Origin of the sequence: Brachybacterium sp. FME24 (assembly GCF_014897705.1) — a bacterium.
Lineage (GTDB): Bacteria > Actinomycetota > Actinomycetes > Actinomycetales > Dermabacteraceae > Brachybacterium.
Genome location: NZ_JABUXV010000001.1, coordinates 181,242 through 204,848 on the forward strand (window position 1 = coordinate 181,242; position 23,607 = coordinate 204,848).

Genomic DNA, 23,607 nt, shown 5'->3' on the forward strand with positions numbered 1-23,607 from the left:
CCGGGACCCCCGGTGCGCGACCTGGTCCACGGACCGCTCGACACGGAAGGGCTGCTGCGCGATCAGGAGGCACCACCCGAGAAGCCGCACGGCCTGCACGCACGGGCGAGGCGATCGTGCGGGCTCACCGTCGCTCCAGCCGCACCCCATGCAGTTGACACGTCAACCCGCTAGACCTAGAGTTGACATGTCAACACGAGGAGGTTCGATGGTCCAGAACGGTCACCGCGCAATGCCCACCCGGGAGCAGCTGCATACCTGGCGCGGCTACATCGAGACCGCGGACGTGCTTCGTTCGCGACTGGGCACCAGAATGCAGCACGAGTCCTCTCTGTCCACAGGCGACTACCAGGTTCTGCTCGCCCTGAGCGAGGCGGAGGGCAGGACGTTGCGCGCATCGGCGCTCGCCCTGCACATCGGCTGGGAACGCAGCCGCCTTTCGCATCATCTGGGGCGAATGGAGAAGCGCGGCCTGATCGGGCGCGCCACCTGCGCCGACGACGTGCACGGCATCGAGGTGAGCATGACGCCGGAGGGAGCAGATTCCTTCCGAGCGGGGTCCGTCCCGCACCTGCGCGCGGTCAAGGAACTGTTCCTCGACGCACTCTCCGCCGACCAACTGGCCCAGGTCGAGGACCTGACCCGCACGCTCCGCACACACCTCGACCTCGAACCCCAGGGTTGATCACCCAGCAGTTCTCCCTTGACGAGACCGCGCGCTCCGGCACGCATGCACCCGCACGGTCCCTTCGCACTTCTCAAGTCAGCGAAAGGTCCTGTTTCTCATGCAGTTCGGCATCTTCGGCGTCGGCGACATCGCCCCCGACCCCACCACCGGCATCCCGCGCTCCGAGACGAAGCGCATCCACGACACGATCACTCTGGCGAAGGCCGCAGACGAACTGGGCCTGGACGTCTTCGCAGTCGGTGAGCATCACAACCCACCGTTCGTCGCGTCCGCCCCGCCGGTGCTGCTCGCCCACATCGCGGCGCAGACGCAGAACATCCTCCTGTCCACCTCCACCACGCTGATCACGACCAATGATCCGGTGAAGATCGCCGAAGACTACGCATTCCTGCAGCACGTCGCGCTGGGCCGCATGGACCTCATGCTCGGCCGCGGGAACACGGTTCCGGTCTACCCCTGGTTCGGACAGGACATCCGGGACGGCGTACCGCTCGCCCTGGAGCACTACAACCTGCTGCACAAGCTGTGGCGGGAAGACGTGGTCGATTGGGAGGGTCGGTTCCGTACTCCTCTGCAGGGGTTCACCGCGACGCCGCGACCCCTGGATGGGGTGCCGCCCTTCGTGTGGCACGGCGCGATCCGCACTCCGGAGATCGCCGAGCAGGCCGCTTTCCACGGCAACGGGTACTTCGCCAACCACATCCTCGCTCCAAACCTGCACTTCAAGCCGCTGGTGGACTTCTACCGCCAGCGCTTCGAGCACTACGGTCACGGCCGCGCGCAGGACGCGATCGTGGGGCTGGGCGGGCAAGCGTTCCTCGCGAAGCGGTCCCAGGATGCGTACAACGGATTCCAACCGTACTTCGAGTCCTATCCGATGTTCCGGGGCACGAGCCTGGACCAGGTCGCGGAGAGCACCCCGCTGTCGGTCGGGTCGCCGCAGGAGGTCATCGACAAGACGCTCACGTTCCAGGAGGGCTTCGGCGACTACCAGCGGCAGTTGTGGCTCATCGACCTGGGGTCCATCCCGATCGAGGTCGCCCTCGAGCAGCTCGAACTGCTGGCCACCGAGGTCGTCCCCGTGCTGCGTACGGAGATGGACTCCCGTCGAGCTCCCGGCGTTCCGGACGCCCCGACGCACGCCTCGCTGGTCGAGGCGACGTACGGCGAGGCCGAGCCGCGGCAGGCGCGCCCGCGCCCCAACAGTGGCGACAACACCTCGGGCCCGCTGCCCTACCTCGACAGCGATCCGGCCATGCCGGCGCAGATGCCGAGGTTCGCATGAGCGTGGGTGAAGCACCGTTGCGGCTCGTCGCGATCAGCGCCGGGACCGGGGATCCGTCGACCACGCGCATGCTGACCGACCGGGCCGTCCAGGCCACGGCCACGCGGCTGCGGGAATCGGCGCGAGTCGTCTCCGCGGAGGTGATCGAGCTCGCGCCGATCGCCGCGCAGATAGCGCAGAGCCTCGTGAGCGGGTTCCCCACCGAGACCGTCAAGGAGGCGATCGAGCGGCTCGCCGCCGCGGACGCGCTCGTCGTGACCACCCCGGTGTACAAGGCCGGGATCAGCGGCCTGCTCAAGTCCTTCATCGATCTGCTGGACAACGATCTGCTCATCGCCAAGCCGGTCCTGCTCGCCGCCACCGCGGGGTCGGCGCGGCATGCGATGGTCGTCGACGATCAGCTGCGCCCGTTGTTCGCGTTCCTCCGTGCACTGCCCGCTCCGACCTCGTTGTTCGCGGCCCCCGAGGACTGGGGTTCCGCGGATCTCGGTAAGCGTGTCGAGCGCGCCGGCGGTGAACTGGCCGCGCTCGCGATCAGCGGCGTCGGACGGGACATCGCCGACGGCGGCTGGAGCGGCTACCAGCACAGCTTCGGCGGCAGCGCCACGCGCGCCGAGCGCACCGCTGATGACATCGACATAGATACCGACCTCATGCGCCTGGCACGAGGAGGTAGCTGACGCGACTGTTCACGCACGTCCACTGAGCAGGACAGGCAAACCTTCGCCGGATCCCTTCTCGATGTCATCCCCGGCACCCCAGGAGGCCGCCGGTTCCAGGCCCGCAGCCTTGCCGACGCAAAGCTCACCTCTGCATCCCTGGCCGGCAGCCCGACCTCGCTCGTGACGCCTGATGGCGACGTCGTGACAACCGGATTGCTGCCGCTGGGCGAGCTGCTCGCCGCTCAACGAGCCGCCGGCGCCCCCGTCATCGAATCGGCCGCAGGCGAAGCACCGTCAGGCATCCCGCGCATCGCCGTGCGACGCATGCTGCCCTTCATGCATCTGGCACCTCGGCGGCACCCCGCGATTCGGCTCCTGACAGGAGTCAGGACACCCGAGCGCGCAGCTCCTCGACGCCATTCGTGGGCACACGCGCTCGTCGAGTGGCCGGACGGCACGACACGGGAAGGCCGGCTGCGCCTGGGAGACGCCAGCGCCGTGACCGCATCCGTGGCAGCCGAAATGGCCTCGAGACGGGCCGCCGGCCGCGGCACACCTGGCGCCTACACCCCCGCCGAGCTGTTCGGAGCAGAGCTCGCCGAATCCTGCGACGGCGCGCACTCGCTCGCCAACGAGCACTTCTGACACCACCACAAAGGTGCCGATATCGCGGAGATCCGTGCCGCCGACGCCCATCGCATCGTCGGCCAATGACCGGCCGGCAGCGCCAGAGGGCGAATCGGGACAGACCCCCGACGCAAACCCCAAAATAGTACGGTCGTGCTAGCGTGGGATTCATTCACCCCGAAGCGCACCACCCGAAGCGCACCATTCGGGGTCCGAGTCGAGATCAAGGAGGTGTCGCGATGAGCGACCTGGAGTGCTTCGTGAAGGAGCGGCTTGCCGAGAGGAATCTCCCTGCGGAGGTGGAACAGACCTACCGGCGAATCCTCACGATCGCGGCACAGATGCGCAGGACTGGCGTAGAGGGTGACCTGGTGTCTTGGTTCACCGGCGCCAGCACCCTAGTCAAGGTGGGCGAGTATGTGTTCGGCGCCGATGCCGAGACCGAGGCCGCCCGCTTCAGCGACCAGCTCCTGGCGTCCCTGGCAGCAACATGGAACGACCATCCCGACTACAAGCCCCAGTGGACCAAGAAGCTCGCCGCGAAATAGCCACAGCTCGCGACCGAAGTCGCGCACCCAGGACCGCCGACTCAGCGCGAGACCCCACCACTGCCCGCCTCGCCGGCGATAGCGGTCAACTCGCCCTGGACGATGTCGAGCGCCCAGGTGACATCGCTGCCGACGGGCTGGTGGAACAGGTGAAACGCCAGCCCGTCGATCAGCGCGTGGAGTCGACGTGCCAGCGATGCCGCACTCGGCGTCCCAGCCTCCCCTGTCAACATCCCGACGAGGCGGGCGCAGAGGCCAGCAAGCCGGCGATGCGCGTCGAGGCCCACCTGCTGCAGACCCGGCACCGCGGCGCGCTCTGCAAGGAGCGCGAGATTGACCTCATATTCGGCTCGGCGATCCGGATCGAGAGGGAGGACGTTCTTGATGATCGCCACCGCATACTCGCGCGGATCATCACGGGACTCGGTGGCGAGAAGCCGTTCAGTCACGCGTTCCATCATGAGTTCAGCGGAGAACTGCACGAGTTCCGAGCGTGTCGGGAATACGTGCCTGAGGGAGCCGACGACGACGCCAGCACGCTCGGCGACCGTGCGCACCGACACCGCCGAGACGCCCTGATCGAGGATGACCTGCCACACCGCCTCCGCAAGTTGGGCTTTGCGCGCATCCCTGTCCATGGTTCGAGGCATGACCACATGCTAGCACGGGTGTGCTAGGCTCTTTTCAGTCACATAAGCACACCTGTGCTATAACGTGGAAGCGCAGAGGAAGGGAGACGCGGTACTGCCCTGCTGGCGGGGCACCGCCTCATCACGATCACCCGGCGCTCGCCCTGACCTTCGGCCGCACCGTCGCACACTTCGCGCATGCGGGACCACTGGGCAGACTCGATCACAGGCTCGCCAGGCATGCCCGCTCCACGACGCCCGGGATCATCGGCATCGTCGGCGCAATCCTCGCCCTGCGAGCCATGGCCGCATTGGAGTGGATCGGGGAATGAGCACCGCGTCGTCATCATCTAGAACTGCCCCGATCATCGAAGCCCACCGAACTTTCTGGAGATTCCGAATGAGAGAGATACGCACCCGCCTAAGCCGACCGGCGAGCAAGTGCGTGCTGGTCACGGTCACCGCACTCAGTCTAGTCGGCTGCACGACAGAAGCATCGAACGCCGACCCGGAGACCAAGACCTTCTCCTACTCCGGGGAGACCTTGATTCTCAAGACGAACGAAGTTGCTACAGATGTCGTCGCGACCGATCGTGAGGACATCCAGGTCACCCGCTGGTTCGAACACACAGCAGGCTTCGAGAGGCTCACGTGGGAACTCGACGGCGACACCCTGGAGATCGATGCCGGATGCCACGGCATCGCGCTCTGTGACGCCCGTTTCGAAGTCGAGGTACCACAAGACCTCCAGGTCGAACGGGGCTGATCAGCAGGCGTACCCGCAGGCCTGCACGCCACGCTAGCCCACGACCTATGCACCGCCAACGGTCAGAGCCAGTCACGGCCGGGCAGAAGAACACCATCGAAAGCGAGAACTCATGCGAGCAGTCTTAGAAATCTTCGGAATCATTCTGGTGATCAACGGAATCGGCGGCTTATGGAACGACGACTTCGGGCTCTTGGCCCGCTTCGCCGACGGCACAGCACTCACCGCGCTCCAGGTAGGAGCGACCGCAGCAGGCGCAGCACTGATCGGTGGAAGCCTGCTGGGGCGAAAGGACTCGAAACAACGCCAACGAAAGGCCACAAATCTCGATGCCTGACGGAGACGACGACTTCCCCGTAACTCGGACCAGCCACAACGGCTATGGCATGGAAGATTGCGCATCGAGAGGAATGTGTCCATGAACAGGTATTTGGCACCCCAATGGATGCCCTTTCCACGGAATCACTCGCGTCACGAGCGACGCAAGACCGGCTGCGACAATCGATTCGCTCTCTACGGCGTGATCCCGGGGCAGTCACGCGGAGAGCGGGGCGACCTCGGGATCGACGGGGGCCGTGCACTCATCTCCGGCCATCGAGGCGGTAGTCGCGCCGCCGATCACGAAGTTGGTGAGGGCGTAGTCGGCTCCGAGCGGATCCAGAGCGCCGGCGTCGGCGAGGAACACGCGCATGCGCTCCGAAAGTCGAAGGCAGTGCGGCCCCCTCGGGGCGCGCATCCCGATCACCCGGGTCACCCAGTGGTGACAGGCGAGATGTCGGTGGTAGGTCAACGTCAAATCATGCAGGCTGGCGTTCGTGATGGCCCGCTGGATGGTCGTGTCCCGCGCGAGTGCGTTGCCCAGGGCGAGGTCGAACAGGTCATCCACGCGTCCAGTACGCGGGTAGCAACTCGCCGGCACGGCACTGAGCCACCCAGCGACGGCACGGACGGTCAGGGGTCGCAGGCCCCCCTCATCCAGCGACTCGGCGAAGATGCGGGCGATGTCATCCACGTCGACGGCGCGGGCGCGGCATTGTGGCTTGCGGTGCTACCAGTAGCTCGCACACCCACCACATCCGAACACCGTTCGCCTGGCCTTCCGCACAATGTTGGTTTTGTAGAGTGAGTGAAGCAGCCTCGTTCCCTGTATCCACTAGCCGACTGCGTCTGCGCCCGCACGTCTCGAGTGACTGTACGTGGCTGAACCGCGTCTACTCTCGCTCCGATGTCGCCCGGTACCTCCTAGATGAGCCGTGGACGATCGAGGAAGCGGAACGGCACACGACCGAGAGGCTGGCGAAGACCGACCTGGACGATGACAGCGGGGCGCTGGCCCTCGTCATCGAACGAGACGACGAGCCGATCGGGGACGTAACGCTGTGGTTCACAGATCGCGAACGGCGGGTCACAGAGATCGGCTGGGTACTCGATCCCGCAGTCGGCGGCCAGGGCTACGCGGCGGAGGCGGTGCGCGCCGTGCTCGACCTCGCGTTCGACCATTACCAGGTGCACCGTGTGGCGGCGCAGATGGACGGCCGCAACACGGGATCCGCGAAGCTCGCCGCGAGAGTCGGGATGCGCCAGGAGGCGCATCTGCGGCAGGACTGGTGGAGCAAGGGCGAGTGGACCGACACCCTGATCTACGCGACCCTCGGCACCGACCGCTAACCCCTCTCCCTCTACAATCCCAGGGGGCGTTTTCGCCGCCACCCTGCTGGACCGACGCTGCTGCGCCGGTGCGACGCGGCACTTTTTCTCATCGTCATCCGGCGCTCCCACGCACCTCCAATTGCATTGTTCAGTGGGTCTTAGTCGGCGTCTCCCATCGAAGAGAAGTGACCGCCACCATGCACACCGATCATTCACCTGGGCCGGAGACAGCGATCGGGCGCGGCCGTTGGATCGTCCTGACGGACGTTTCGCTCGGCCTGCTAATGGCGACGATCGATCACGGGACCCTCGGGGGGCCCCTCCCCGGTAGAGTTCGAGACGCTCCACGACGAGGCCCTCACCCGAGAGCTCGAACCCACAAAGTAGCGGCAGAGAACCCGAGACGCGCCTATCTTGGACAGATGGAATGACGACTCCTCGGAGATGCGGTGATCCGCCGTGTCCGCAACATGGGTGAACACATGGCGAATCGATCGCATTCGTCGGCTGAGGGTCGACGCGACCAGAACATGACCGGTTGCGGTCGACGACGGTCTGCACGGGAAGCGGCGGCAATCTGCACTGCCGCATGGCGCCCTCTCGCTGCTCCGCCGAGCTGTTCCGGTGGGCGCCCCGACGGCGCCCGGCCGTCACGCACAGAAGATCGGCGCGACCCCACCCCACACACCGATTGACAAACGATAGATATCCATCAACAATCGATGCATGACTACGCCGTTGCTCCGCCGGGCCCTCATCGTCGCGCTCGAGGCCGGGCTCGCCCTGACTCTCCTGACCTGTGTCTTCTTCCAGGCGATCGCCGTGCCCACGGCGCTCGCCGACGAAGCTCTCCTCGACCCGGTCGTCGCCCGCGCCCAGGGGCCGTTGACGGTCATCGCGATCCTGGGCATCGCGTGCTTCGAGGCCGTGCTCATCGCGACCGGCATGCTGCTGCGGCACACTTGGAACGATTCGATCTTCTCCCACCGCCCCTTCATCTGGGTCGACGTCACCATCGGGGCATGTCTTGTCGCGGCAGGACTCAGCCTCGCCGCAGCCCTCACGGACATCGTCGCTCCGAACATTCCGGCGAGCGCAATCCCGGACGGCATGGAGACGACCACCGGCACCGCGCTGCTGATCTTCGGCATGGCCGGCACCGCCGCATGCATCGCCGGTGCGCTCGTCGTCGCCGTGATGCGGGACCTCCTCAAGCGTGCGGTCACCATCCGCCGGGAGCTGGACGAGGTGATCTGACATGGCCATCACCGTGAAGCTCGACGTCCTGCTCGCCGAGCGCGGCATGAGCGTCGGCGACTTCGCCGCAGCCATCGGGATCACCCCAGCCAATGTCGCGGTCCTCAAGAACGGACGGGCGCGAGCCGTCCGCTTCGAGACTCTCGACGCGATCTGCCGCGTGCTCGACTGCGAACCCGGAGACGTCCTCACCTGGACGCCCGACCGCTAAGACGCCGCTCGCACCCGGTCGCCGCGCCACGGACAGCAGGAGGTCCCTGATCCGAGCGCCCTCGGACCGGTCGTCCTCACAGTGCGCTGCAGTCCCTGTCCTCCGTGCGCCCCGTCCCGAGGTCGCGAGCCTGGCGACGGAGCCGGCAGCGATGAGGTCGTCGTCGGAGGCGATCTCTGCCTGGACGAACCCCTTCAGGACGTCGGTGGGACGACATCGGCAGTCTCGGTTCGGCGCGGGGTCAGCGGAGACCTCTCAGCGGCTGCGCCTGAAGGGGGGCCTGCGTGGTGAGCCCTGTCGCTCGATGAGGCGCAGAGCAGCGTTGCACAGCAGCAGGATGACGTACATGATCGTCATCGCGCTCAGCGCGACCACCACTGCGGCCAGCAGCACCACTGCATAGCCTGGATCCGGGTCGATGTGGTCCCCGACGAGCCCGATGACGAGCAGACCAGCGACCAGGAGCCCTGCCGCGACCCCGAACCAGAGCGAGGTGAACAGGGGGCGCTCGAGGTTCGCCCACGCGTACGGGTTCTGCTCCCGGGCCTTGTCAGGCACCGGACCAGGCACCGGCCGATGAGCTCCCGACCCCCTCTTCCGCTTCCGCCCGCGAGACCCTGAGCGCCCCATCACCGCAGGTCAGACGTCACAGCGGAACTCCACCACGTATCCGCACGCAGGGCCATTCAACGGCGCTCGCACGGGAAGTCCGACGCACGCCTCGATGCGCAGATCCCGCCGAGGACGAACGCGGTTCTGCGATCGTAGTCAGCGCGAGGCGGCCGACCACCGTACTTGAGCGCCAGGGCGTTATCCCGGGTGAGCGCCTGGAAGTCCGCGGAGGTGAAGTCGTCCGCCAGAACGCCTGCGGAATGCCCCTGCGCGACAAGGCCGTCGTGGAAGGTCGTCCCGGCATCACACAGGGCGAGCAGAGGCTCGGAGTCGCGGTACTCCTGCAGCAGGACATCATTGACTGCTGGAAGGCGATACTGCAGGTCCCGGAGCGCACCGATGTAGGTGCGGATCCGCTCTCGGACCTCGCCGACGGACCGCGCGTCATCGATGACAGCCCGCAGCTCCGCCGCGACGACGTCGTCGATGACGGCATCGATCAGCCCGACTCTCCCGCCGAGACGATTGAAGATGGTCGCCTTGCTCACGCCGGCCGCCGCGGCGATCTCTTCGAGCGGCGCGGAGAACCCCTGCTCCCGGAACACCTGGACCGCCGCGAGCAGGATCCGATCGACGTTTCGGCGGGCATCCGCGCGCAGAGCGGGCGCACCTCGGGGGTCGGTCACGGCGCTGGCTCCTTCCGGATCGACGAAGAACTTGATCTTAGCAGTCAAGTTAGTGCAGGATAGCCCCCCAGCAAGTTGACCAAAGAGGTCAACTTTCGGTTCGCCGTTCACCCGACACTCGGGCGGGCAGCACCCCGGACCCCTGCCTCATGAAAGGACCTTCCCATGATCGTTGTCACCGGAGCGACAGGAACCCTCAACGGGGCCACGGTCGACCACCTCCTGATGCGGATACCGCCGCACCAGATCGGCGTCAGTGTGCGCGACCCCGCGCGTGCGGCGCACCTGGCCGATCGAGGAGTCCGCGTGCGTCAAGGAAGTTACGACGACCCCGCGGCCCTGCGCCACTCCTTCGCTGACGCCGAGCAGGTCCTCCTGGTCTCCTCGAGCGACCTCTCTTCTGACGTCGTCGCGCAGCACCACCGGGCCATTGATGCTGCCGTCGACGCAGGGGCTCAGCGGATCCTGTACACGAGCGCCCATGGGACAGCTTTCGACACGCCCTACCCGCCGCTCGCGATCCACGCCGCCACCGAACAGCATCTCGAGGCATCGGGAGCGGCCTGGACCTCATTGCGCAACGGGTTCTACGGCGACCCGTCCCAGCTGCTCGGTGCGTGGCAGGAATCAGGCGTGATCGCCATGCCCGCCGACGGCCCCTTCTCCTGGGTCGATCGGCGAGATGCTGCGCAGGCTGCCGCTGCGATCCTCACAGCTGATGACCCGTTCGACGGCCCGATCGATCTGACGCTGCCCGAGCCCGTCACCCTCTCAGATTTCGCGGCTTCCGCATCCGAGATCACCGGTCGTCAGATCGATCGCGTCGTCGTCGACGACGAGACATGGGTGTCCGACGCGACGACCAGCGGTGTGCCCGAGGCGGTCGCGCGCTTCACCCTGTCGATGTTCCAGGCCACGAGGAGTGGACATTTCTCGGGTTCGGACCCCACACTCTCGCGTCTCCTGGAGCGCGAACCCCGCAGCATCACCGAGCAGCTGACGGGCCTGGATGGGCGGTAGTGCCTCGACCGTCCCCTCCAGAGTGGGCTCCACTCCCCCAGATGCCCGCACGGAGGGGACTGATGCGCGATCACCAGCCAGCTCGGGGCAGGGCGCCTGGCCGACGCCTGGCTTCAAGCTGGTCCTGCACTCGATGGGCCGATCCTGCTGCACGCGACCGAGACCGAGAACTCGCAGGCCAACGTCGGCCCGTCACGGACCCGTCGATCGGAGCAGGCGACTGAGCCAGCTCGAACCACGCAGTGACGGGCGTGCAGAGTCCGGCCCAGCCGCGTCCGATCGCCGCGTTCAGGACACCGCCGAGCGGACGATCTCGGCGATGCGTTCCTCAGTGGGTTCGTCGATGGTCTCCACGTACCACGCTGCCGGCATCAAGGTTCCGTCAAAACCACCGGCGGGGAGGTGAGCGACCTTCTCGGTGAGAGCCAGGTTGACGCGTTCGTCATTGCGCAGCGTCACCAGTGCAGGTGCGCTCGCGGAGAGCGCGTACGCGGGCATGCCGTACCAGATCCGCGGCTTCAGGTTGGGCGCGGCGGCCATGATGATCTCGTGCACTCGCTGCACGAGCGTCCGCGCCGGTTCGTCCATCTTCGCGATCTTGTCGATCACCTGAGCGAGGTTCTTCTCGTCCTTCGATGCCATGTCATGTCCTTTCGCCAGCCGATGGCTCGCATCGGCGATTGAAGTCGGCGCAACGATGCGCCACACCTCATCCGGACATGTCCCGAGCGAGCGGGCCTCTCCGCAATGTTTCAGGCGGTCCGCGCCTGGAAGTGCAGTCGACAGCTTCCGCTGCCACGCCGAGGTTACCGCAGGCGCTTGCCACGGCGCGAGCCGAAGCAGCGCGGGACGGACCTCGTTCTCAGGGCTCCGTCTCACGGTGGACCTGAACTCCCCCGCGCGCCCACACCGAGGGCACTCAAGCTCACGGCACGGAGCCATGCCGTGCGAGACGCCGCGACGCAGCAGACGTTCTGCGAACGATCCCGTCACGGGGTGGCGTAACGGGCGGTGATGGTCCGGGCCGCGCCCTCGATGACAAGTTCTCGCTCGTCGTCGGTGATCGACCAGGTGCCGTGCATGAGGCGGGGCCAGAAGACCGACGACGCGATCATCCCCAGGAACTGCGCGGACGCCATCTCCGGGTCGTCGACCTCGGCGACCCCTGATGCATGGGCATCACGGAGGTAGCGCCCCAGCGCCGTGAGCACGGGCAGCGTCCCGAAGTCGAAGGTGCGCTCCCGCAGCTCGGGGAACCGGGGGGACTCGGCGATCACAGTGCGCATCAGCGCCGCCATCTCGGGCCGGGTCAGCAGCTCGGCGTAGGCGCGTCCGAGGGTCACGAGACCAGCGCAGAAATCCTCCGACGGGACGTCCACGGGCTCCGGAGCAGGTGAGCTGCCAGCCGCGAGCACCGTGGCCTCGAACAGTGCGGCCTTGGTCGGGAACTGCTTGAAGAGCGTCGCCCTGGATACGCCCGCCTGCTGTGCGATGTGCGCCAGCGACGTGCGGTCATAGCCGTTCTCCAGGAACAGCTGGGTGGCCGCGACGAGCATCGCCCCACGATTCGTCGCGGCCATCTCACGATGGTAGGAGGAGCGCCCGCGTGCCATCTCGCCAGTATCCCATAGAGGCGAGTGGGTTGACTCACCACCACCCGGCCTCTACGGTGACAAGGTGAGTCCATCGACTCACCTCTACATGAGGAGCGCACCATGGCCACAGTGATCGTCCACGCAACCATCACCCTCGACGGATTCCTGGCAGACCCGGACGGCGGTGTCGACTGGATGTTCGGCAGGCCCTCTGCGCCCGAGGACGACTCCGTCGTGGAGCGTGTCATGGACCGGATCGGAGCAGTCGTCGGGGGTGCGAACAAGACCCGCACCATCGAGGACGGCGAGCTCCCCTATGGCGGCATGCTGAAGGCACCGGTCTACCTCATGACCCACAGGGCCCATGAGCCGATCGAGCGAGACGGCACCACCTACACCTTCGTCGTCGACGACATCTCTGCAGCGGTCGCGCTGGCCGTGCAGTCCGCCGGTGACGAGTGGGTCAGCCTGCTCGGCGGAAGCATCTCGCGGCAGTGCCTGCGGCTCGGGCTCGTCGATGAGCTTCACCTCGACGTCGCACCGGTGCTGCTCGGCGACGGCATCTCGCTGTTCGCGGGCCTGGGGCAGCGCGTCGAGCTCGAACGCCTCGAGACCTCCGCGTACGCGAGCGAGACCCACCTCCGCTACCGAGTCCTCCGGTAGGCCCCGTCGCACGGCGTCAGGGCCGGCGTGCGCCACGCGGCGCAACCCAGCAGCCCGCACGCCGACCGCACCCCCGCGGAATCCACCAGTCCTCAGAGGGCATGCTCCAGGACGAAGGCCGCCCCAATCCAGCCTCCCCCGTCAGGGGCTGCGCCTTCCCGCCCCCTGAGTTCTGGAGCTGGACGTTGCACCGGAACTCCCCCGAATTCCGACACCTACCAACCTTCCAACGATCACCGCGCGCGGCCGTGCAGGTCGTCGCTGCGCAGGATTGCGGGGAATCTGGGCAAGCACCTCGCCTCCGGGCCGACGTGGGACTACGGTGAACGCGATGACCGCAGAACTGCCTCTGGACGAGCCCATCACCGTGGTGGACCACGATCCACGCTGGGCGTCGCAGGCTGCCCGCACGATCGATGACGTCAAGCTCATCACCGGAGCGCGCGACATCGAACATATCGGCAGCACGGCGGTCCCCGGATTGCCAGCGAAACCGATCATCGACCTCATGGCCGATGTCACCCCCGCTGACCACGACGCCGTCGCGCGAGAGCTCACGGCAGCAGGGTTCACCGACTTCGGCGAGATCTCGGCGGGACGGCGCTATCTGGTTCGCCGGACGGCACCCGCCACCAACGTTCACCTCATCGTCTCAACGTCATCGCTGTGGGCCGATAATCTCGCCTTCCGCGACTACCTTCGCTCTCACCCTGATGCCTCGCGCGCTTACTGCCGCGCAAAACGGCATGCCGCGAGCAGAGAGCGGCTCTTGGCCTACTCGGACACCAAGGCACCGATGGTCCTGGAGATCCTGCGCATTGCCCGAACGTGGGCTACGGGCTCTCCGAAGGGACCGCCGAACTGACTCAAGCTTCGACCGGATCCTCGACGGCCCGGAGGTCGAGTGCCTCTGCCACAGCGCACATGCACGCAGAGTGCTCGTGCTACACGCTGAAGCGGAACTCGCCCGCATTTCGGCACGGAGCAACCCCTGGGCCATCTGTCGCTGGTGTCGCCCGTCCGATCACGATGTCCACGAGCTTCGCGTCGTGGCAGAGTTGGTGCTATGACACCAGCAGTTGAACAGTAGGAAGCCTCCATCGCCGACCTCTGGGAGCGCTTCGCCTCGTTCGATCGAGATGACGGCATCGCTGCGATGCGCGACTTGGCCACGGCATGCCCGGCCACCGACGGCAGGGCCGCGTTCGAACTCGCGGGCATGTACGACTCCGTGGGATTCGAGGCTGAGGCCGGTGCCGAGTACGAGCGCGCTCTCGAACTCGGCCTCGACGCAGCCAGGCATGCGCAGCTCGCAGTCCAGTACGGATCGACCCTTCGCAATCTCGGCCGCCTCGACGAGGCGATCGCCGTCCTGCAAGCTGCGCCGACGCATGAGTCGACAGGCTCCGCACCCCGCGTCGTATTGGCTCTGGCACTCCATAGCGCCGGGCGCAAGGATGAAGCACTGCGGGTCGCCATCGAAGCGCAGATAGGAACGCTGCCCCGATACCAGCGCTCGATGCGCAACTACGCCGCCGCGCTCACCAAGTCGGCGACTTCCGACGATCCGGCTAGACGTTGAAGCGGAACTCCACCGAATTACAGTGATTGCGGAACCTTAGGTGCTAAGGCTGTTCCAAGTCGGCAGAGTACCGCCTGAACTGGGGTTTCAGTGCGAGAAGGCACCGCGCGGAGGGCAACCTGCGTCACTTGGAGCGCCTGAAGGCAGCCTAGCAGCCAGGGTCGCAAGAGTCGCGAGGAGGGCCAGCAGACGCGCTATTCGACAGGTTGGCGCGCCTACAAGGCTCCCTATACCTCCAAAGCCGAGATTAAAGGTTCGGCCTACCGCCAACGCTGACCCAGTACGGACACTCGCCATCGTGGTTCGCCCAGTCGCACGCGTGAGGACCCTCGTGGTGGTGCCAGCCGCCGAAGCGACCAAGCCCCTCAGACCAGTGCTTACAGCGGATGACCTTCGGCGCGCGCTCGGTGTCATCAGTAGACATGGGTCCATGATCCCACGCCGCACCGCCGGGACTGCCGGCGCAGTAGCGCCCACCCATGCTCCGCAACGACAGTCATCAGCGACGCTGGCGCTGACACGGCGGGGGTAACGGACCGATAGCTCTTGAGGGTCAGTGCCTAACCATATGATTGGGACAAGGTCACTCGCACCCGGCCCGCCGCCGCTGACCGCCACTCGGGGAGGAGCATCACCATGGCACGCGCACCCATCAACGGGGCCACGCTGACTTGGGCGCGCTCCGTCATGCACCTGGATGCCCAGGACGTGGCCAGCGCCGCTGGCACAACCCTCGAACGGACACTTGCATTTGAGTCCGGCGACGAGCAGCCGACCCTGAAGCAGCTAGAGAAGATTGCCAAGAAGTTGGACCGGACAATGGCCTTCTTCTTCGCTCCTCCGCCAGCGTCCACGGACGTTCCACAGACCCCTGACTTTCGTGGGCGTGGAGCGGAACCCCTCCCACCCCTTCTAGCGCGCGAGATGCGTCGCGCGGAGCAGCACCGCGACACTGTGTTAGACCTCCAGGGAGCGCCGGAGCGGACGGCCCGAGTGGGTTCCATCACTTGGGACACTTACCGCAAGCGTGCCAGCGAGCTCCGCGCCTATCTCGGTCTCCGCGAAGAGTTTGTCCCCCCCGAGAATGGCCAGAATCAGGTGCTGAACTTTTGGAGAGGACTGCTGGAGCACCATGGCTACCTCGTGTTCCAGACGACCAAGGTGCCTCTCAGCACATTCCGAGGCCTGTCCATTCAGCACGATTCCTTGCCAGTAATCATCCTTAATGGATCCGATTCCAACAACGGCAAGGTGTTCACCCTCTTCCACGAGGTCGCACACCTTGCCAACAAAACCAGCGGCCTGTGCGATCTGGATGAGGATGTGAATGAAGAGGGAATCGCCAATTCGTTCGCAGCGAACTTCCTCATGCCCTACAAGCAGGTCACGGCGTTGGTAAAGACACTGGATGGAGAGCCCAGCGACCTAGCATCCAAGGTAGCGGCGCGCTTCAAGGTCAGCTACCTGGCCGCAGGCATCCGTCTCCGGACATTGAATGTAATTGATGACGACGATTTGGAATCCATCTGGCGGGAGAGCGACGCAGTCTGGGCCAAGAGTCGAGCGGACCAGAAGGCAAAGACCGGCGGGCCCGCCCCCTGGCGCGTGCGTTACCGAGACCTTGGTAGCACATATGTCGGCACCGTGGCACGCGCCGTGGAGGACTCCCGAGTTGACTGGATGGATGCCAGTTACCTCCTGAACGCACGGATTCCCATGGTCAGACAGATGTTTGAGGAGTATTACCGGACCGAGGGGAGCAACCAGTGAGCTACACCCTCGATTCAAACATTCTCATCAACATGGAGCGGCTCTACCCCCGCGACATCTTCCCGTCCCTATGGGCTTCACTCGAAGACCTCGTGAGCCAGGGAGAGGCCTGTATCTGCGAAGCAGTCCTCCGCGAGTTGGAGCGAGGCGACGACGACCTCCACATCTGGGCAAAGAACCTCCACGGGTTCCTATGCGCAACGCATCAAGATGAGGTGTTGACGGTGGCCGCCATCACTCAGGCCCACCCCGGCTGGGTGAGCGGAACACAGAACGATGCCGACCCCTGGGTCATTGCCCATGGACTTCAAGAGCAGCGGGTAGTGGTTACCGAGGAAACCCTGAAGGGTCCCAACACCCCGGACCGGAACCAGAAGATCCCCAATGTTGCTTTGGAACACGGGGTACCCACCATGAAGTTTTTCGGATTCGTCAAGGCGCAAGGATGGACTTTCTAGCCGCAATGCAAATCTGGGGTCGCTCCCACTCCAGGACAGCAACGGGGTAATCCGAGTATCGGAACCAAGCTTTGAAAGGCTAATTTTGCTGCCCGCCAGTACCGAGTGAGTTGCCTTTTAACGCGGAACCGCTCAAGCACTCTTCCGGTATGTGGCATTGAACACCGCGCTAGCGAGCCATTGCTTGAAGCTGCTGTTGTCCTGGAACTCTTTGAAGAGCTGAGTGTCGTCTGAGATGAGACGCAGCATGACCTGGCTGAGGGCACGGTCGCTCTCGACGCGGGCGTTCACTGGGTCGTCGTTGGCCTGCGCATTCTTGTAGGCCTCGTCCTCGGACACCAGGCGCGGGATCTCTTCGGTGATGAACCGCTGGACACGATCGGCGTCGTTCCACTCGATGTTGCCAAAGTGATCGTTGAAGCTTCGGACGATCGCCGAGAGTCTCTCAAGCTCCGGGTCCGAAAGGTGTCCTCCGCCGTTGGGCGGTGGTGGCGCGAGAATGCCATCTGCGTCTTCAAGCACGATCTTCATCGCGTTGAGCTTCTCAGCGCGATAAGACTCCAAGTCGATGTTCTCGAGGATTCCGGCGGCGAGATCCTCTTCCTTGGGAGCCGGCAGCTTGGGCACGAGGTGGTCAAGGAAGATCGATCGCTTCTCCCACTCAGCGCTACCGTAGGGCAGGACGGTGGAGAGGAAGTTGTACGTGCGAAGGAAGGCTTTGGCATCGCCCTTGAACTTCACCTGGTCATCTTCGTCAGGGAGTTCGATGTACTCAGCGACGCTTGTATCCAGCAGCGGGTCCAGCTGGTCGCGCCTCTCCCCCGCCAGGTACCGGCTAACAAATTCTTCGACCTGCTCAGGTGTGTAGATCCCGAATGCGTCGAGGTCGTTGATCAGGTCATGCAACTTGTTGGCATCTGTCTCTTCAGCCAGCACGGTCGTGCGGTAGTACGGTTCAAACGCGCGCTGGATCTCCTCAGCATCGTTGGCAAAGTCGAGAACGAAGGTGTCGTGCTTCGCCGGATGTGCCCGATTGAGCCGCGACAGCGTCTGCACCGCCAGGACACCCGACAACGCCTTGTCCACGTACATCGTGTGCAGCAGTGGCTCGTCGTAGCCGGTTTGGAACTTGTTCGCGACGACGAGGATCCGATTCGGGTCGGTCTTCACCTGCTCGGCGATCGCGTTGGAGGGGAAGCCATTCAAGCTTGCCTCGGTGACTTTCAGCCCTTTGTACTCGTGCTCACCAGAGAAGGCGACGACCGCCTTGTACGGGCTCTTGCGGGCTGCGAGCGCGTCACGAATCGCATGGAAGTACTCGATGCACCGTGCGATCGACGAAGTTACGACCATTGCCCGCGCTTGGCCGCCGATCTTCCGCTTCGCAACCACCTGGGCAAGGAAGTGCTCGATCACGATGTCGGTCTTCTGAGCAATGGCGTGTTCGTTGCCCTCGACATAGGCGCGAAGTTTCTTCGAGGCGCGCTTCGCATCGAACTCAGGATCGTCCTCCACGGTCGTCATCAGCTTGTAATAGCTGCCGACCGGCGTGTAGTTGGAGAGGACATCGACGATGAAGCCCTCCTGAATCGCCTGCTTCATCGTGTACGAATGGAATGGTCGGAAGCTGGTGCCTCCTTCGGCGTTGGGCACCGGCTCGCCGAACATCTCGAGCGTCTTGTTTTTAGGCGTCGCCGTGAAAGCGAAGTAGCTCGCGTTCGTCAGCAGCTTCTTACCCTCGATGATCCGGTTGATCCGGTCCTCGACGGTGTCTTCGTCGTGGGCCTCGATGCCGCCGAGTGCGCTCGAGACGGCCGCCGAAGTCTTCGACCCCTGGGACGAGTGCGCCTCGTCGATAACGATGGCGAACCTACGGTCACGATGGTCTGCTCCGATGTCATCCAGGATGTACGGGAACTTCTGCACCGTGGTGACGATGATCTTCTTGCCTGCCGTGATCGCACGGCGAAGATCTCCGGAGCGGTCGGCATGAACCACGGTCGATCCCACCTGCAGGAACGACTTGATGGTTTGCGTGAGCTGGCTGTCAAGGATGATGCGGTCGGTGACGACGATGATCGAGTCGAACGCGATCCGACCAGCATGTGTGGCCTCGGTGAGCTGGTGAGTCAGCCAGGCAATCGAGTTTGACTTGCCGCTGCCAGCCGAGTGTTGAATGAGATAGCGGCGACCAGCACCGTTCGTCTCAACATCGGACAAGAGTTGGCGCACGACATCGAGCTGGTGATACCGAGGGAAGATCGCCTTGGAGACCTTCTTGCCAGTCTTCTGGCTCTTTTCAACCACGATCTGCGCATAGTTCTCGATGATCCCGGCGAGGCTCTGCGGCGCGAGCACTCGCCGCCACAGGTAGTCCGTCATGACTCCATCGGGATTCGGCGGGTTACCCGCACCATCGTTGAATCCTTGGTCGAACGGCAGGAACCACGATGAAGCGCCCTTGAGCTCGGTGCAGAATCGTGCGCGGTGATCGTCTAGGGCGAAGTGTGCGATCGTCCGTCCGAACGCGAACAGCGGTTCACGAGGATCGCGGTCGCGCTGGTACTGCTGAACGGCGTCTTCCACCGTTTGGTTCGTGATGTTGTTCTTCAATTCGAACGTAAAGATGGGCAGACCGTTAACGAACGCCACAAGGTCGACGGCATCCCCCGGGTTACTGACGCTGTGATGCACCTGCCGCGTGACGACGAACCGGTTCGCGGCGAAATGCTCAGCAGCCTTCGGGTTCCCAGCTGCGGGCGTCGGGTAGTACAGATCGACGTGCAGACCGAGATGGTCGATGCCGTTTCGCAAGACGTGGACGACACCGCGCCGCGTGATCTCACCCTGGAGCCGAGCGAGGAACTTGTGACGCGTGGGAGTCTCCGATGCGAGCCCGAGCGAGTCGACGAGATCGGGCTGGGTTGACTCGATGAACGCAACGAAGTGCTCCAGATCGATCGCGTAGGAAGCGACGTAGTCGCCGGGTGCCCCCGCGGTCCAGCCACCCTCGCTCATCTGAGTGACGATGAGCGTTTCCAAGCTCTCCTCATTGAGTCGCTGCATGCTCACTCCTCGCCTTCACTCATTGCTTCCTCAAGGTCATCATTGGTTGCTGAGACCGTGTTGTCGAACGACTCGGGTGCGTCCGGCAACGTTGCTGCGATGGCACGGATGTCGACCTGGCCCGTCACCACGTCCGCGACGAGTCGTGTGCGGAACTCTTGCAGTAGCTGGGCTTCACCCGCGACCCGCGCAATAGTATCCAAGGTTCTTGCGGCTTCAGCGGTCACGCGCTCGACTATTTCTCGCTGTTCAGTCAAGGGCGGCATCGGAAACACAAAGCTACGAAGAGCCGTCACCGGAAGGTTATTCGCCAATCCTTCGGCACCGCTGATTGCTCCTTGAACTTGCTGACGGTAGGAATACGAGTTCATTGCCATTACGAGAAAGTCTGGATCTACCGTCGGGCGAACAATGAGGCGGAAGGTCTTGTCACTCAATATTGCTTTCCCTCGCAAGCCTGTCACTCGAGCGGTGGAACCGACGAGGTTGGGGGATCCACTCGCTCGTGCAACCAAGATGTCCCCGTTCGCGACGCGCAGCGACGCGGGCACAGCGAATCCATCAGGAAGTCGTTTGATTTGGTCAGGACGGAACACTCCACCGTTTACGCAACCTGCTTTGAGAACTCCCCAGTCATCAGGACTCGGCATCTGGTTCTCTGCCTGCGGACTCACTCCTTGATCAACACGAATGAGGAGTGTCTTCAGTCGTCGCACAGGCCACTGCCCAGCACTCTCGCCCAGGGCTTCGTGACGAAGGGACGAAGTCTGCTCTTCGAGCAGGGCGATGAGGCGGCGCTTGGCGGCGATGGCCTTGTCGATGCGAGCGTTCGCGTGCGCGAGATACTTCACAATCGCCGTCTGCTCCTCAGCCGGCGGCACCAACAGCGGCGCATCAAGCCAACGCTCGTCCGAAATCTGGAGTCGAGATTTCCATACACCTTGAGATCGAACTTGCAGCTCCCATTGGAATGGTTCGGAACGGACTAACTCATGCAGATATGAGGGATCCAGATCAGTGTTGCGCTGCCGGTACACACCGTATGCCGTACTTACAATGCCATGGTGTCGCGCAATGCCGAGGCCTCGCCCCCACGCCCACAGGCTGTTGATCACAAGGTCGTTGGGCCAGCAGAGTTTGTGCCCGACGTAGCTCTCTGCCTTAAACATGCTGACAGTCGCCGATGCCCGCGGAATGACGCCACGCTTCGAAGAGACGGTCAGCAGTTCTTCCTCACCGGAGACGGAGCGCACATCAATTGCTCGCATTATGGTTTTGGCACGCTCGAGCCGCCAGTGACGTGGGACTGCCGAGGCCCACGGAAGCATGGTGGGGCGAGTCTCGCTGTATCGAGGAAGATCGCGAAACATCAGGCCTCGCCTGCGATCTCGGCGATCAGGTTGTCAGTCTCCGCTTCGAGCTTGCGAATGTCGGCCTGGATCTCGGCGAGCGTGCGCATCGGCGCAAGTTTGTAGAAGTGCCGGGTGAAGGAGATCTCGTAGCCGATCTTGGTCTTCGACTCATCAATCCAGGCATCCGGCACGTAAGGCGTGACTTGACGTCGGAAGAACGCCTCAACACCGTCGGCGTAGTCGCCCTTCAGCTCAGTCAGCGGCACTTGTTCGGTATCGCGGAGCTCGGTGTCAGGCTCGTACTCCACCACCCGTTCTCGCCCATTAATGACCGTCTCGTAACGGCCGTGCAGCGGGTCGGGCACGGCAGCGTACGGGAGCGCCTTCCTGATGACCGGGGGCGCGGTCTCGTCGCGCACACCGTCTTCCTTGAGTTGCTTGATCTCCTTCGCGGTGTACACGCGGTTTGGATCCACGCCGACGATGCGCAGCGGTCTCTCGACGGTGATCTTCTGGTAGCCGAAGTCGACTCCGTCGAACACCTTGGAGCAATCGGTGTCGTCGTACTGGTCGAATGCGGTGAAGGCCTCGAGCACCTTGTCGGCGTCGGTCGCACTGATTTCCACGCCCTTCTCGCCGAGGTTCTTGCGCAGCGGTGTCGACCAGCCTGTGGCATCGATGAGCTGAACTTTGCCTTTGCGGCGCTCTTCCTTTCGGTTCGAGAGCACCCACACATAGGTGGCGATGCCGGTGTTGTAGAACATCTTGAGCGGCAGCGCGACGATCGCTTCGAGCCAGTCATTTTCGATGATCCACCGGCGGATGTTGCTCTCGCCCTGGCCGGCGTCGCCCGTGAAGAGCGACGACCCGTTGTGCACCGACGCGATCCGGGAGCCGCGATCGGTTTCCTGCTTCATCTTCGAGATCAGGTTTGCGAGGAACATCAGCTGCCCGTCGCTGCTGCGCGTGACAAGCGAGTACTCGCTGTCGCCATCGTGAGTCACGATGAATCGAGGGTCGATGATCTTCTTCGCGCCTCCGAGGCGATCCTGGTCGGTCTTCCAGCTCTTGCCGTACGGCGGGTTCGAGAGCATGAAGTCGAACTCTTGGCCCGCGAACGCATCGTTGGAGAGGGTCGAGTACTCCGGGCCACCGACGATGTTGTCTGCAGCCTTGCCATCGCCTTTGAGGATCAGGTCGGCCTTCGCGATCGCATACGTCTCGGCGTTGATCTCCTGCCCGTACAAGTGGGTCGAAACCTTCTTGCCAGACGATTCCGTGAGGTGATGCAGCGTCTCCTCAGCGACGGTCAGCATGCCGCCGGTGCCCATAGCGCCGTCGTAGAGGCGGTACGTGCCCGACGGGATCGCGTCAGCGATCGGTTCAAACATCAGTCGGGTCATGAGTCGGACAGCATCGCGCGGCGTCCAGTGCTCGCCGGCCTCTTCGTTGTTCTCCTCGTTGAAGCGGCGCACAAGCTCTTCGAATACCGTGCCCATCCCATGGTTGTCCATCCCGGCCGGGGAGAGATCGAGATCCGGCGCGAGGAACTTCTCGATCAATGCACCGAGCGCGTCAGCCTTCGTCAACCGGGGTAGCTGGTTGCGGAACTCGAAATTGTCGATGATCTCCTGCACGTTGGGCGAGAACCCGTCCAAGTACGCCTCGAAGTTCTGCCTAAGGCGCGTCGAGTTCGATACGTGGCGCAGGTCCTGCAGCGAGAAACCAGACGTGTTGTAGAAGTCCTGCCTGGCCGCATCCCGCAGCGGTGCGTCCTGGTCGGCGACGCCTGCCTCATCCAGCATCTTCTTCATCGCCATCACTGCATCGCGCGTCGTGCCGAGGACGCTGTCCAGGCGACGCAGGACCGTGAAAGGAAGGATCACGTCCCGGTACTTGCCTCGGACATAGAGGTCGCGGAGCACATCGTCAGCGATGTTCCAGATGAGCGCCACGATTCGAGAGTGGTTGATGGAGCTGTGTGGCACGAGGATCCTTCACTGGTGACTAGACAACCTGCCGAGCGGCGGAGCTGGCACTGGTAATGCCGCCCAACACTGAAGGTAGACGGCACCACTGACATTCTCTCAGCTCGCGCGAGACCTTGTATGCGCAGACAGGATCCGCGCAACGCCACCCGCTCGCTACGCAAGAGCGGCGCAAGCACCGACCGTCACCGTCGGATGATCAGGGACTGAGCCTCGACCTGGAGCTGATCAGCGAGGGCGTCGATCGAATCCAGCGTGAGGTTGCGCTCCCCACGCTCGATGCCGGCGAGGTACCGAGTCGACACGCCGAGCTCTTCAGCAAGACCTTCCTGCGACAGCCGACGCGCAAGGCGCAGATCGCGTACCTGCACTCCGAGCACCTTCTTCAGCGGTTCTGTCACACATCCAGCCTCAGGTCTGGTAGTCATGACTTCCAGGAAGTTATCGCTTCTAGTTGCGGTTCGGCGGGTCTCGCGCGACTCGCATTGCGGC

General features: G+C 64.2%; 26 protein-coding genes. 16 read left to right on the top strand and 10 right to left on the bottom strand.

Annotated elements, in window-relative coordinates:
* Positions 1-208: 208 nt before the first annotated feature.
* From INT51_RS00835 to INT51_RS00855, 5 genes are all read left to right on the top strand, one after another.
* A complete protein-coding gene (locus tag INT51_RS00835) occupies positions 209-685 on the top strand; it encodes a MarR family winged helix-turn-helix transcriptional regulator (RefSeq protein WP_193103302.1) in 477 nt (158 codons plus the stop codon).
* Between the two features lie 100 nt (positions 686-785).
* Complete coding sequence (locus INT51_RS00840) at positions 786-1,973, top strand: CE1758 family FMN-dependent luciferase-like monooxygenase (protein ID WP_193103303.1); 1,188 nt, start codon at positions 786-788, stop codon at positions 1,971-1,973.
* Positions 1,970-2,653, top strand: a complete 684-nt coding sequence (locus INT51_RS00845) for a CE1759 family FMN reductase (RefSeq protein WP_193103304.1) — start codon at positions 1,970-1,972, stop codon at positions 2,651-2,653. Before INT51_RS00840 ends, INT51_RS00845 begins: the two co-directional genes overlap by 4 nt.
* 183 nt (positions 2,654-2,836) lie before the next feature.
* A complete protein-coding gene (locus INT51_RS00850) occupies positions 2,837-3,280 on the top strand; it encodes a hypothetical protein (protein WP_193103305.1) in 444 nt (147 codons plus the stop codon).
* Positions 3,281-3,501: 221 nt separating this feature from the next.
* Positions 3,502-3,810, top strand: coding sequence for a hypothetical protein (locus INT51_RS00855; RefSeq protein ID WP_193103306.1), 309 nt, complete (start codon positions 3,502-3,504; stop codon positions 3,808-3,810).
* 41 nt (positions 3,811-3,851) lie between these two features.
* Here INT51_RS00855 and INT51_RS00860 read toward each other — a convergent pair whose 3' ends face one another.
* Positions 3,852-4,460, bottom strand: coding sequence for a TetR/AcrR family transcriptional regulator (locus INT51_RS00860; RefSeq protein ID WP_193103307.1), 609 nt, complete (start codon positions 4,458-4,460; stop codon positions 3,852-3,854).
* A 379-nt stretch (positions 4,461-4,839) separates the two neighbouring features.
* Here INT51_RS00860 and INT51_RS00865 point away from each other — a divergent pair, with 379 nt between their 5' ends.
* On the top strand, positions 4,840-5,205 hold the full coding sequence (locus INT51_RS00865; protein ID WP_193103308.1) for a hypothetical protein: 366 nt from the start codon (positions 4,840-4,842) through the stop codon (positions 5,203-5,205).
* Between the two features lie 112 nt (positions 5,206-5,317).
* Positions 5,318-5,542: a hypothetical protein gene (locus INT51_RS00870; protein ID WP_193103309.1), complete on the top strand. Its 225-nt coding sequence runs from the start codon at positions 5,318-5,320 to the stop codon at positions 5,540-5,542.
* Between the two features lie 198 nt (positions 5,543-5,740).
* On the opposite strand, the gene INT51_RS00875 is transcribed toward INT51_RS00870, so the two are convergent.
* The gene (locus INT51_RS00875; RefSeq protein WP_193103310.1) at positions 5,741-6,091 is read right to left on the bottom strand and encodes a TetR/AcrR family transcriptional regulator; all 351 of its coding nucleotides are present in this window, start codon (positions 6,089-6,091) and stop codon (positions 5,741-5,743) included.
* Positions 6,092-6,327: 236 nt separating this feature from the next.
* Between INT51_RS00875 and INT51_RS00880 the strand changes: the two genes are divergently transcribed.
* The 3 genes from INT51_RS00880 (at position 6,328) to INT51_RS00890 (ending at position 8,323) form a co-directional block, all read left to right on the top strand.
* Entirely contained in the window at positions 6,328-6,873 is a 546-nt protein-coding gene (locus tag INT51_RS00880; protein WP_193103311.1) for a GNAT family N-acetyltransferase, read from the top strand.
* A gap of 708 nt (positions 6,874-7,581) precedes the next feature.
* Positions 7,582-8,112 carry a DUF2975 domain-containing protein gene (locus INT51_RS00885; protein WP_193103312.1) on the top strand — a complete coding sequence of 177 codons (531 nt, stop codon included), beginning with the start codon at positions 7,582-7,584 and terminating at the stop codon, positions 8,110-8,112.
* A 1-nt stretch (position 8,113) separates the two neighbouring features.
* A complete protein-coding gene (locus INT51_RS00890) occupies positions 8,114-8,323 on the top strand; it encodes a helix-turn-helix transcriptional regulator (RefSeq protein WP_193103313.1) in 210 nt (69 codons plus the stop codon).
* 255 nt (positions 8,324-8,578) lie between these two features.
* Here the strand turns inward: INT51_RS00890 and INT51_RS00895 are convergent, their stop codons facing one another.
* Together INT51_RS00895 and INT51_RS00900 are read right to left on the bottom strand one after the other, a co-directional pair.
* Positions 8,579-8,881, bottom strand: coding sequence for a hypothetical protein (locus INT51_RS00895; RefSeq protein ID WP_193103314.1), 303 nt, complete (start codon positions 8,879-8,881; stop codon positions 8,579-8,581).
* A 128-nt stretch (positions 8,882-9,009) separates the two neighbouring features.
* Positions 9,010-9,669, bottom strand: a complete 660-nt coding sequence (locus tag INT51_RS00900; protein ID WP_226831801.1) for a TetR/AcrR family transcriptional regulator — start codon at positions 9,667-9,669, stop codon at positions 9,010-9,012.
* 117 nt (positions 9,670-9,786) lie between these two features.
* On the opposite strand from INT51_RS00900, the gene INT51_RS00905 reads away from it, so the two are divergent.
* On the top strand, positions 9,787-10,641 hold the full coding sequence (locus INT51_RS00905; RefSeq protein WP_193103315.1) for an NAD(P)H-binding protein: 855 nt from the start codon (positions 9,787-9,789) through the stop codon (positions 10,639-10,641).
* Between the two features lie 288 nt (positions 10,642-10,929).
* Here INT51_RS00905 and INT51_RS00910 read toward each other — a convergent pair whose 3' ends face one another.
* Positions 10,930-11,349: a DUF1801 domain-containing protein gene (locus INT51_RS00910; RefSeq protein WP_304502037.1), complete on the bottom strand. Its 420-nt coding sequence runs from the start codon at positions 11,347-11,349 to the stop codon at positions 10,930-10,932.
* Positions 11,350-11,630: 281 nt separating this feature from the next.
* Positions 11,631-12,221 (bottom strand): TetR/AcrR family transcriptional regulator, encoded by a 591-nt coding sequence (locus tag INT51_RS00915; RefSeq protein WP_226831802.1) that lies wholly within the window; start codon positions 12,219-12,221, stop codon positions 11,631-11,633.
* A gap of 135 nt (positions 12,222-12,356) precedes the next feature.
* Between INT51_RS00915 and INT51_RS00920 the strand changes: the two genes are divergently transcribed.
* The 5 genes from INT51_RS00920 (at position 12,357) to INT51_RS00940 (ending at position 16,709) form a co-directional block, all read left to right on the top strand.
* On the top strand, positions 12,357-12,899 hold the full coding sequence (locus INT51_RS00920) for a dihydrofolate reductase family protein (protein ID WP_193103317.1): 543 nt from the start codon (positions 12,357-12,359) through the stop codon (positions 12,897-12,899).
* Positions 12,900-13,230: 331 nt separating this feature from the next.
* On the top strand, positions 13,231-13,764 hold the full coding sequence (locus INT51_RS00925) for a GrpB family protein (RefSeq protein WP_193103318.1): 534 nt from the start codon (positions 13,231-13,233) through the stop codon (positions 13,762-13,764).
* Between the two features lie 291 nt (positions 13,765-14,055).
* Positions 14,056-14,481: a tetratricopeptide repeat protein gene (locus INT51_RS00930; protein WP_226831803.1), complete on the top strand. Its 426-nt coding sequence runs from the start codon at positions 14,056-14,058 to the stop codon at positions 14,479-14,481.
* Between the two features lie 636 nt (positions 14,482-15,117).
* Entirely contained in the window at positions 15,118-16,251 is a 1,134-nt protein-coding gene (locus INT51_RS00935) for an ImmA/IrrE family metallo-endopeptidase (RefSeq protein WP_193103319.1), read from the top strand.
* Positions 16,248-16,709: a DUF4411 family protein gene (locus tag INT51_RS00940; protein ID WP_193103320.1), complete on the top strand. Its 462-nt coding sequence runs from the start codon at positions 16,248-16,250 to the stop codon at positions 16,707-16,709. The genes INT51_RS00935 and INT51_RS00940 overlap by 4 nt, the downstream gene beginning before the upstream one ends.
* A 132-nt stretch (positions 16,710-16,841) precedes the next feature.
* On the opposite strand, the gene INT51_RS00945 is transcribed toward INT51_RS00940, so the two are convergent.
* The 4 genes from INT51_RS00945 to INT51_RS00960 form a co-directional block, all read right to left on the bottom strand.
* The gene (locus INT51_RS00945) at positions 16,842-19,775 is read right to left on the bottom strand and encodes a type I restriction endonuclease subunit R (RefSeq protein WP_193103321.1); all 2,934 of its coding nucleotides are present in this window, start codon (positions 19,773-19,775) and stop codon (positions 16,842-16,844) included.
* 2 nt (positions 19,776-19,777) lie between these two features.
* Positions 19,778-21,043, bottom strand: a complete 1,266-nt coding sequence (locus INT51_RS00950) for a hypothetical protein (protein WP_193103322.1) — start codon at positions 21,041-21,043, stop codon at positions 19,778-19,780.
* Between the two features lie 101 nt (positions 21,044-21,144).
* Entirely contained in the window at positions 21,145-23,082 is a 1,938-nt protein-coding gene (locus tag INT51_RS00955) for a class I SAM-dependent DNA methyltransferase (RefSeq protein WP_304502038.1), read from the bottom strand.
* A gap of 218 nt (positions 23,083-23,300) precedes the next feature.
* Positions 23,301-23,516, bottom strand: a complete 216-nt coding sequence (locus INT51_RS00960) for a helix-turn-helix domain-containing protein (protein ID WP_193103324.1) — start codon at positions 23,514-23,516, stop codon at positions 23,301-23,303.
* Between the last annotated feature and the right edge of the window lie 91 nt (positions 23,517-23,607).

Excerpts from the sequence above, each read along its gene's own strand:
- INT51_RS00915 (WP_226831802.1), bottom strand. The coding sequence starts at position 12,221 with ATGGCCGCGACGAATCGTGGGGCGATGCTCGTCGCGGCCACCCAGCTG.
- INT51_RS00840 (WP_193103303.1), top strand. The coding sequence starts at position 786 with ATGCAGTTCGGCATCTTCGGCGTCGGCGACATCGCCCCCGACCCCACC.
- INT51_RS00935 (WP_193103319.1), top strand. The coding sequence starts at position 15,118 with ATGGCACGCGCACCCATCAACGGGGCCACGCTGACTTGGGCGCGCTCC.
- INT51_RS00925 (WP_193103318.1), top strand. The coding sequence starts at position 13,231 with ATGACCGCAGAACTGCCTCTGGACGAGCCCATCACCGTGGTGGACCAC.
- INT51_RS00950 (WP_193103322.1), bottom strand. The coding sequence starts at position 21,043 with ATGCGAGCAATTGATGTGCGCTCCGTCTCCGGTGAGGAAGAACTGCTG.
- INT51_RS00885 (WP_193103312.1), top strand. The coding sequence starts at position 7,582 with ATGACTACGCCGTTGCTCCGCCGGGCCCTCATCGTCGCGCTCGAGGCC.
- INT51_RS00845 (WP_193103304.1), top strand. The coding sequence starts at position 1,970 with ATGAGCGTGGGTGAAGCACCGTTGCGGCTCGTCGCGATCAGCGCCGGG.
- INT51_RS00860 (WP_193103307.1), bottom strand. The coding sequence starts at position 4,460 with ATGCCTCGAACCATGGACAGGGATGCGCGCAAAGCCCAACTTGCGGAG.
- INT51_RS00945 (WP_193103321.1), bottom strand. The coding sequence starts at position 19,775 with ATGCAGCGACTCAATGAGGAGAGCTTGGAAACGCTCATCGTCACTCAG.
- INT51_RS00905 (WP_193103315.1), top strand. The coding sequence starts at position 9,787 with ATGATCGTTGTCACCGGAGCGACAGGAACCCTCAACGGGGCCACGGTC.
- INT51_RS00870 (WP_193103309.1), top strand. The coding sequence starts at position 5,318 with ATGCGAGCAGTCTTAGAAATCTTCGGAATCATTCTGGTGATCAACGGA.
- INT51_RS00865 (WP_193103308.1), top strand. The coding sequence starts at position 4,840 with ATGAGAGAGATACGCACCCGCCTAAGCCGACCGGCGAGCAAGTGCGTG.
- INT51_RS00890 (WP_193103313.1), top strand. The coding sequence starts at position 8,114 with ATGGCCATCACCGTGAAGCTCGACGTCCTGCTCGCCGAGCGCGGCATG.
- INT51_RS00920 (WP_193103317.1), top strand. The coding sequence starts at position 12,357 with ATGGCCACAGTGATCGTCCACGCAACCATCACCCTCGACGGATTCCTG.
- INT51_RS00855 (WP_193103306.1), top strand. The coding sequence starts at position 3,502 with ATGAGCGACCTGGAGTGCTTCGTGAAGGAGCGGCTTGCCGAGAGGAAT.
- INT51_RS00835 (WP_193103302.1), top strand. The coding sequence starts at position 209 with ATGGTCCAGAACGGTCACCGCGCAATGCCCACCCGGGAGCAGCTGCAT.
- INT51_RS00930 (WP_226831803.1), top strand. The coding sequence starts at position 14,056 with ATGCGCGACTTGGCCACGGCATGCCCGGCCACCGACGGCAGGGCCGCG.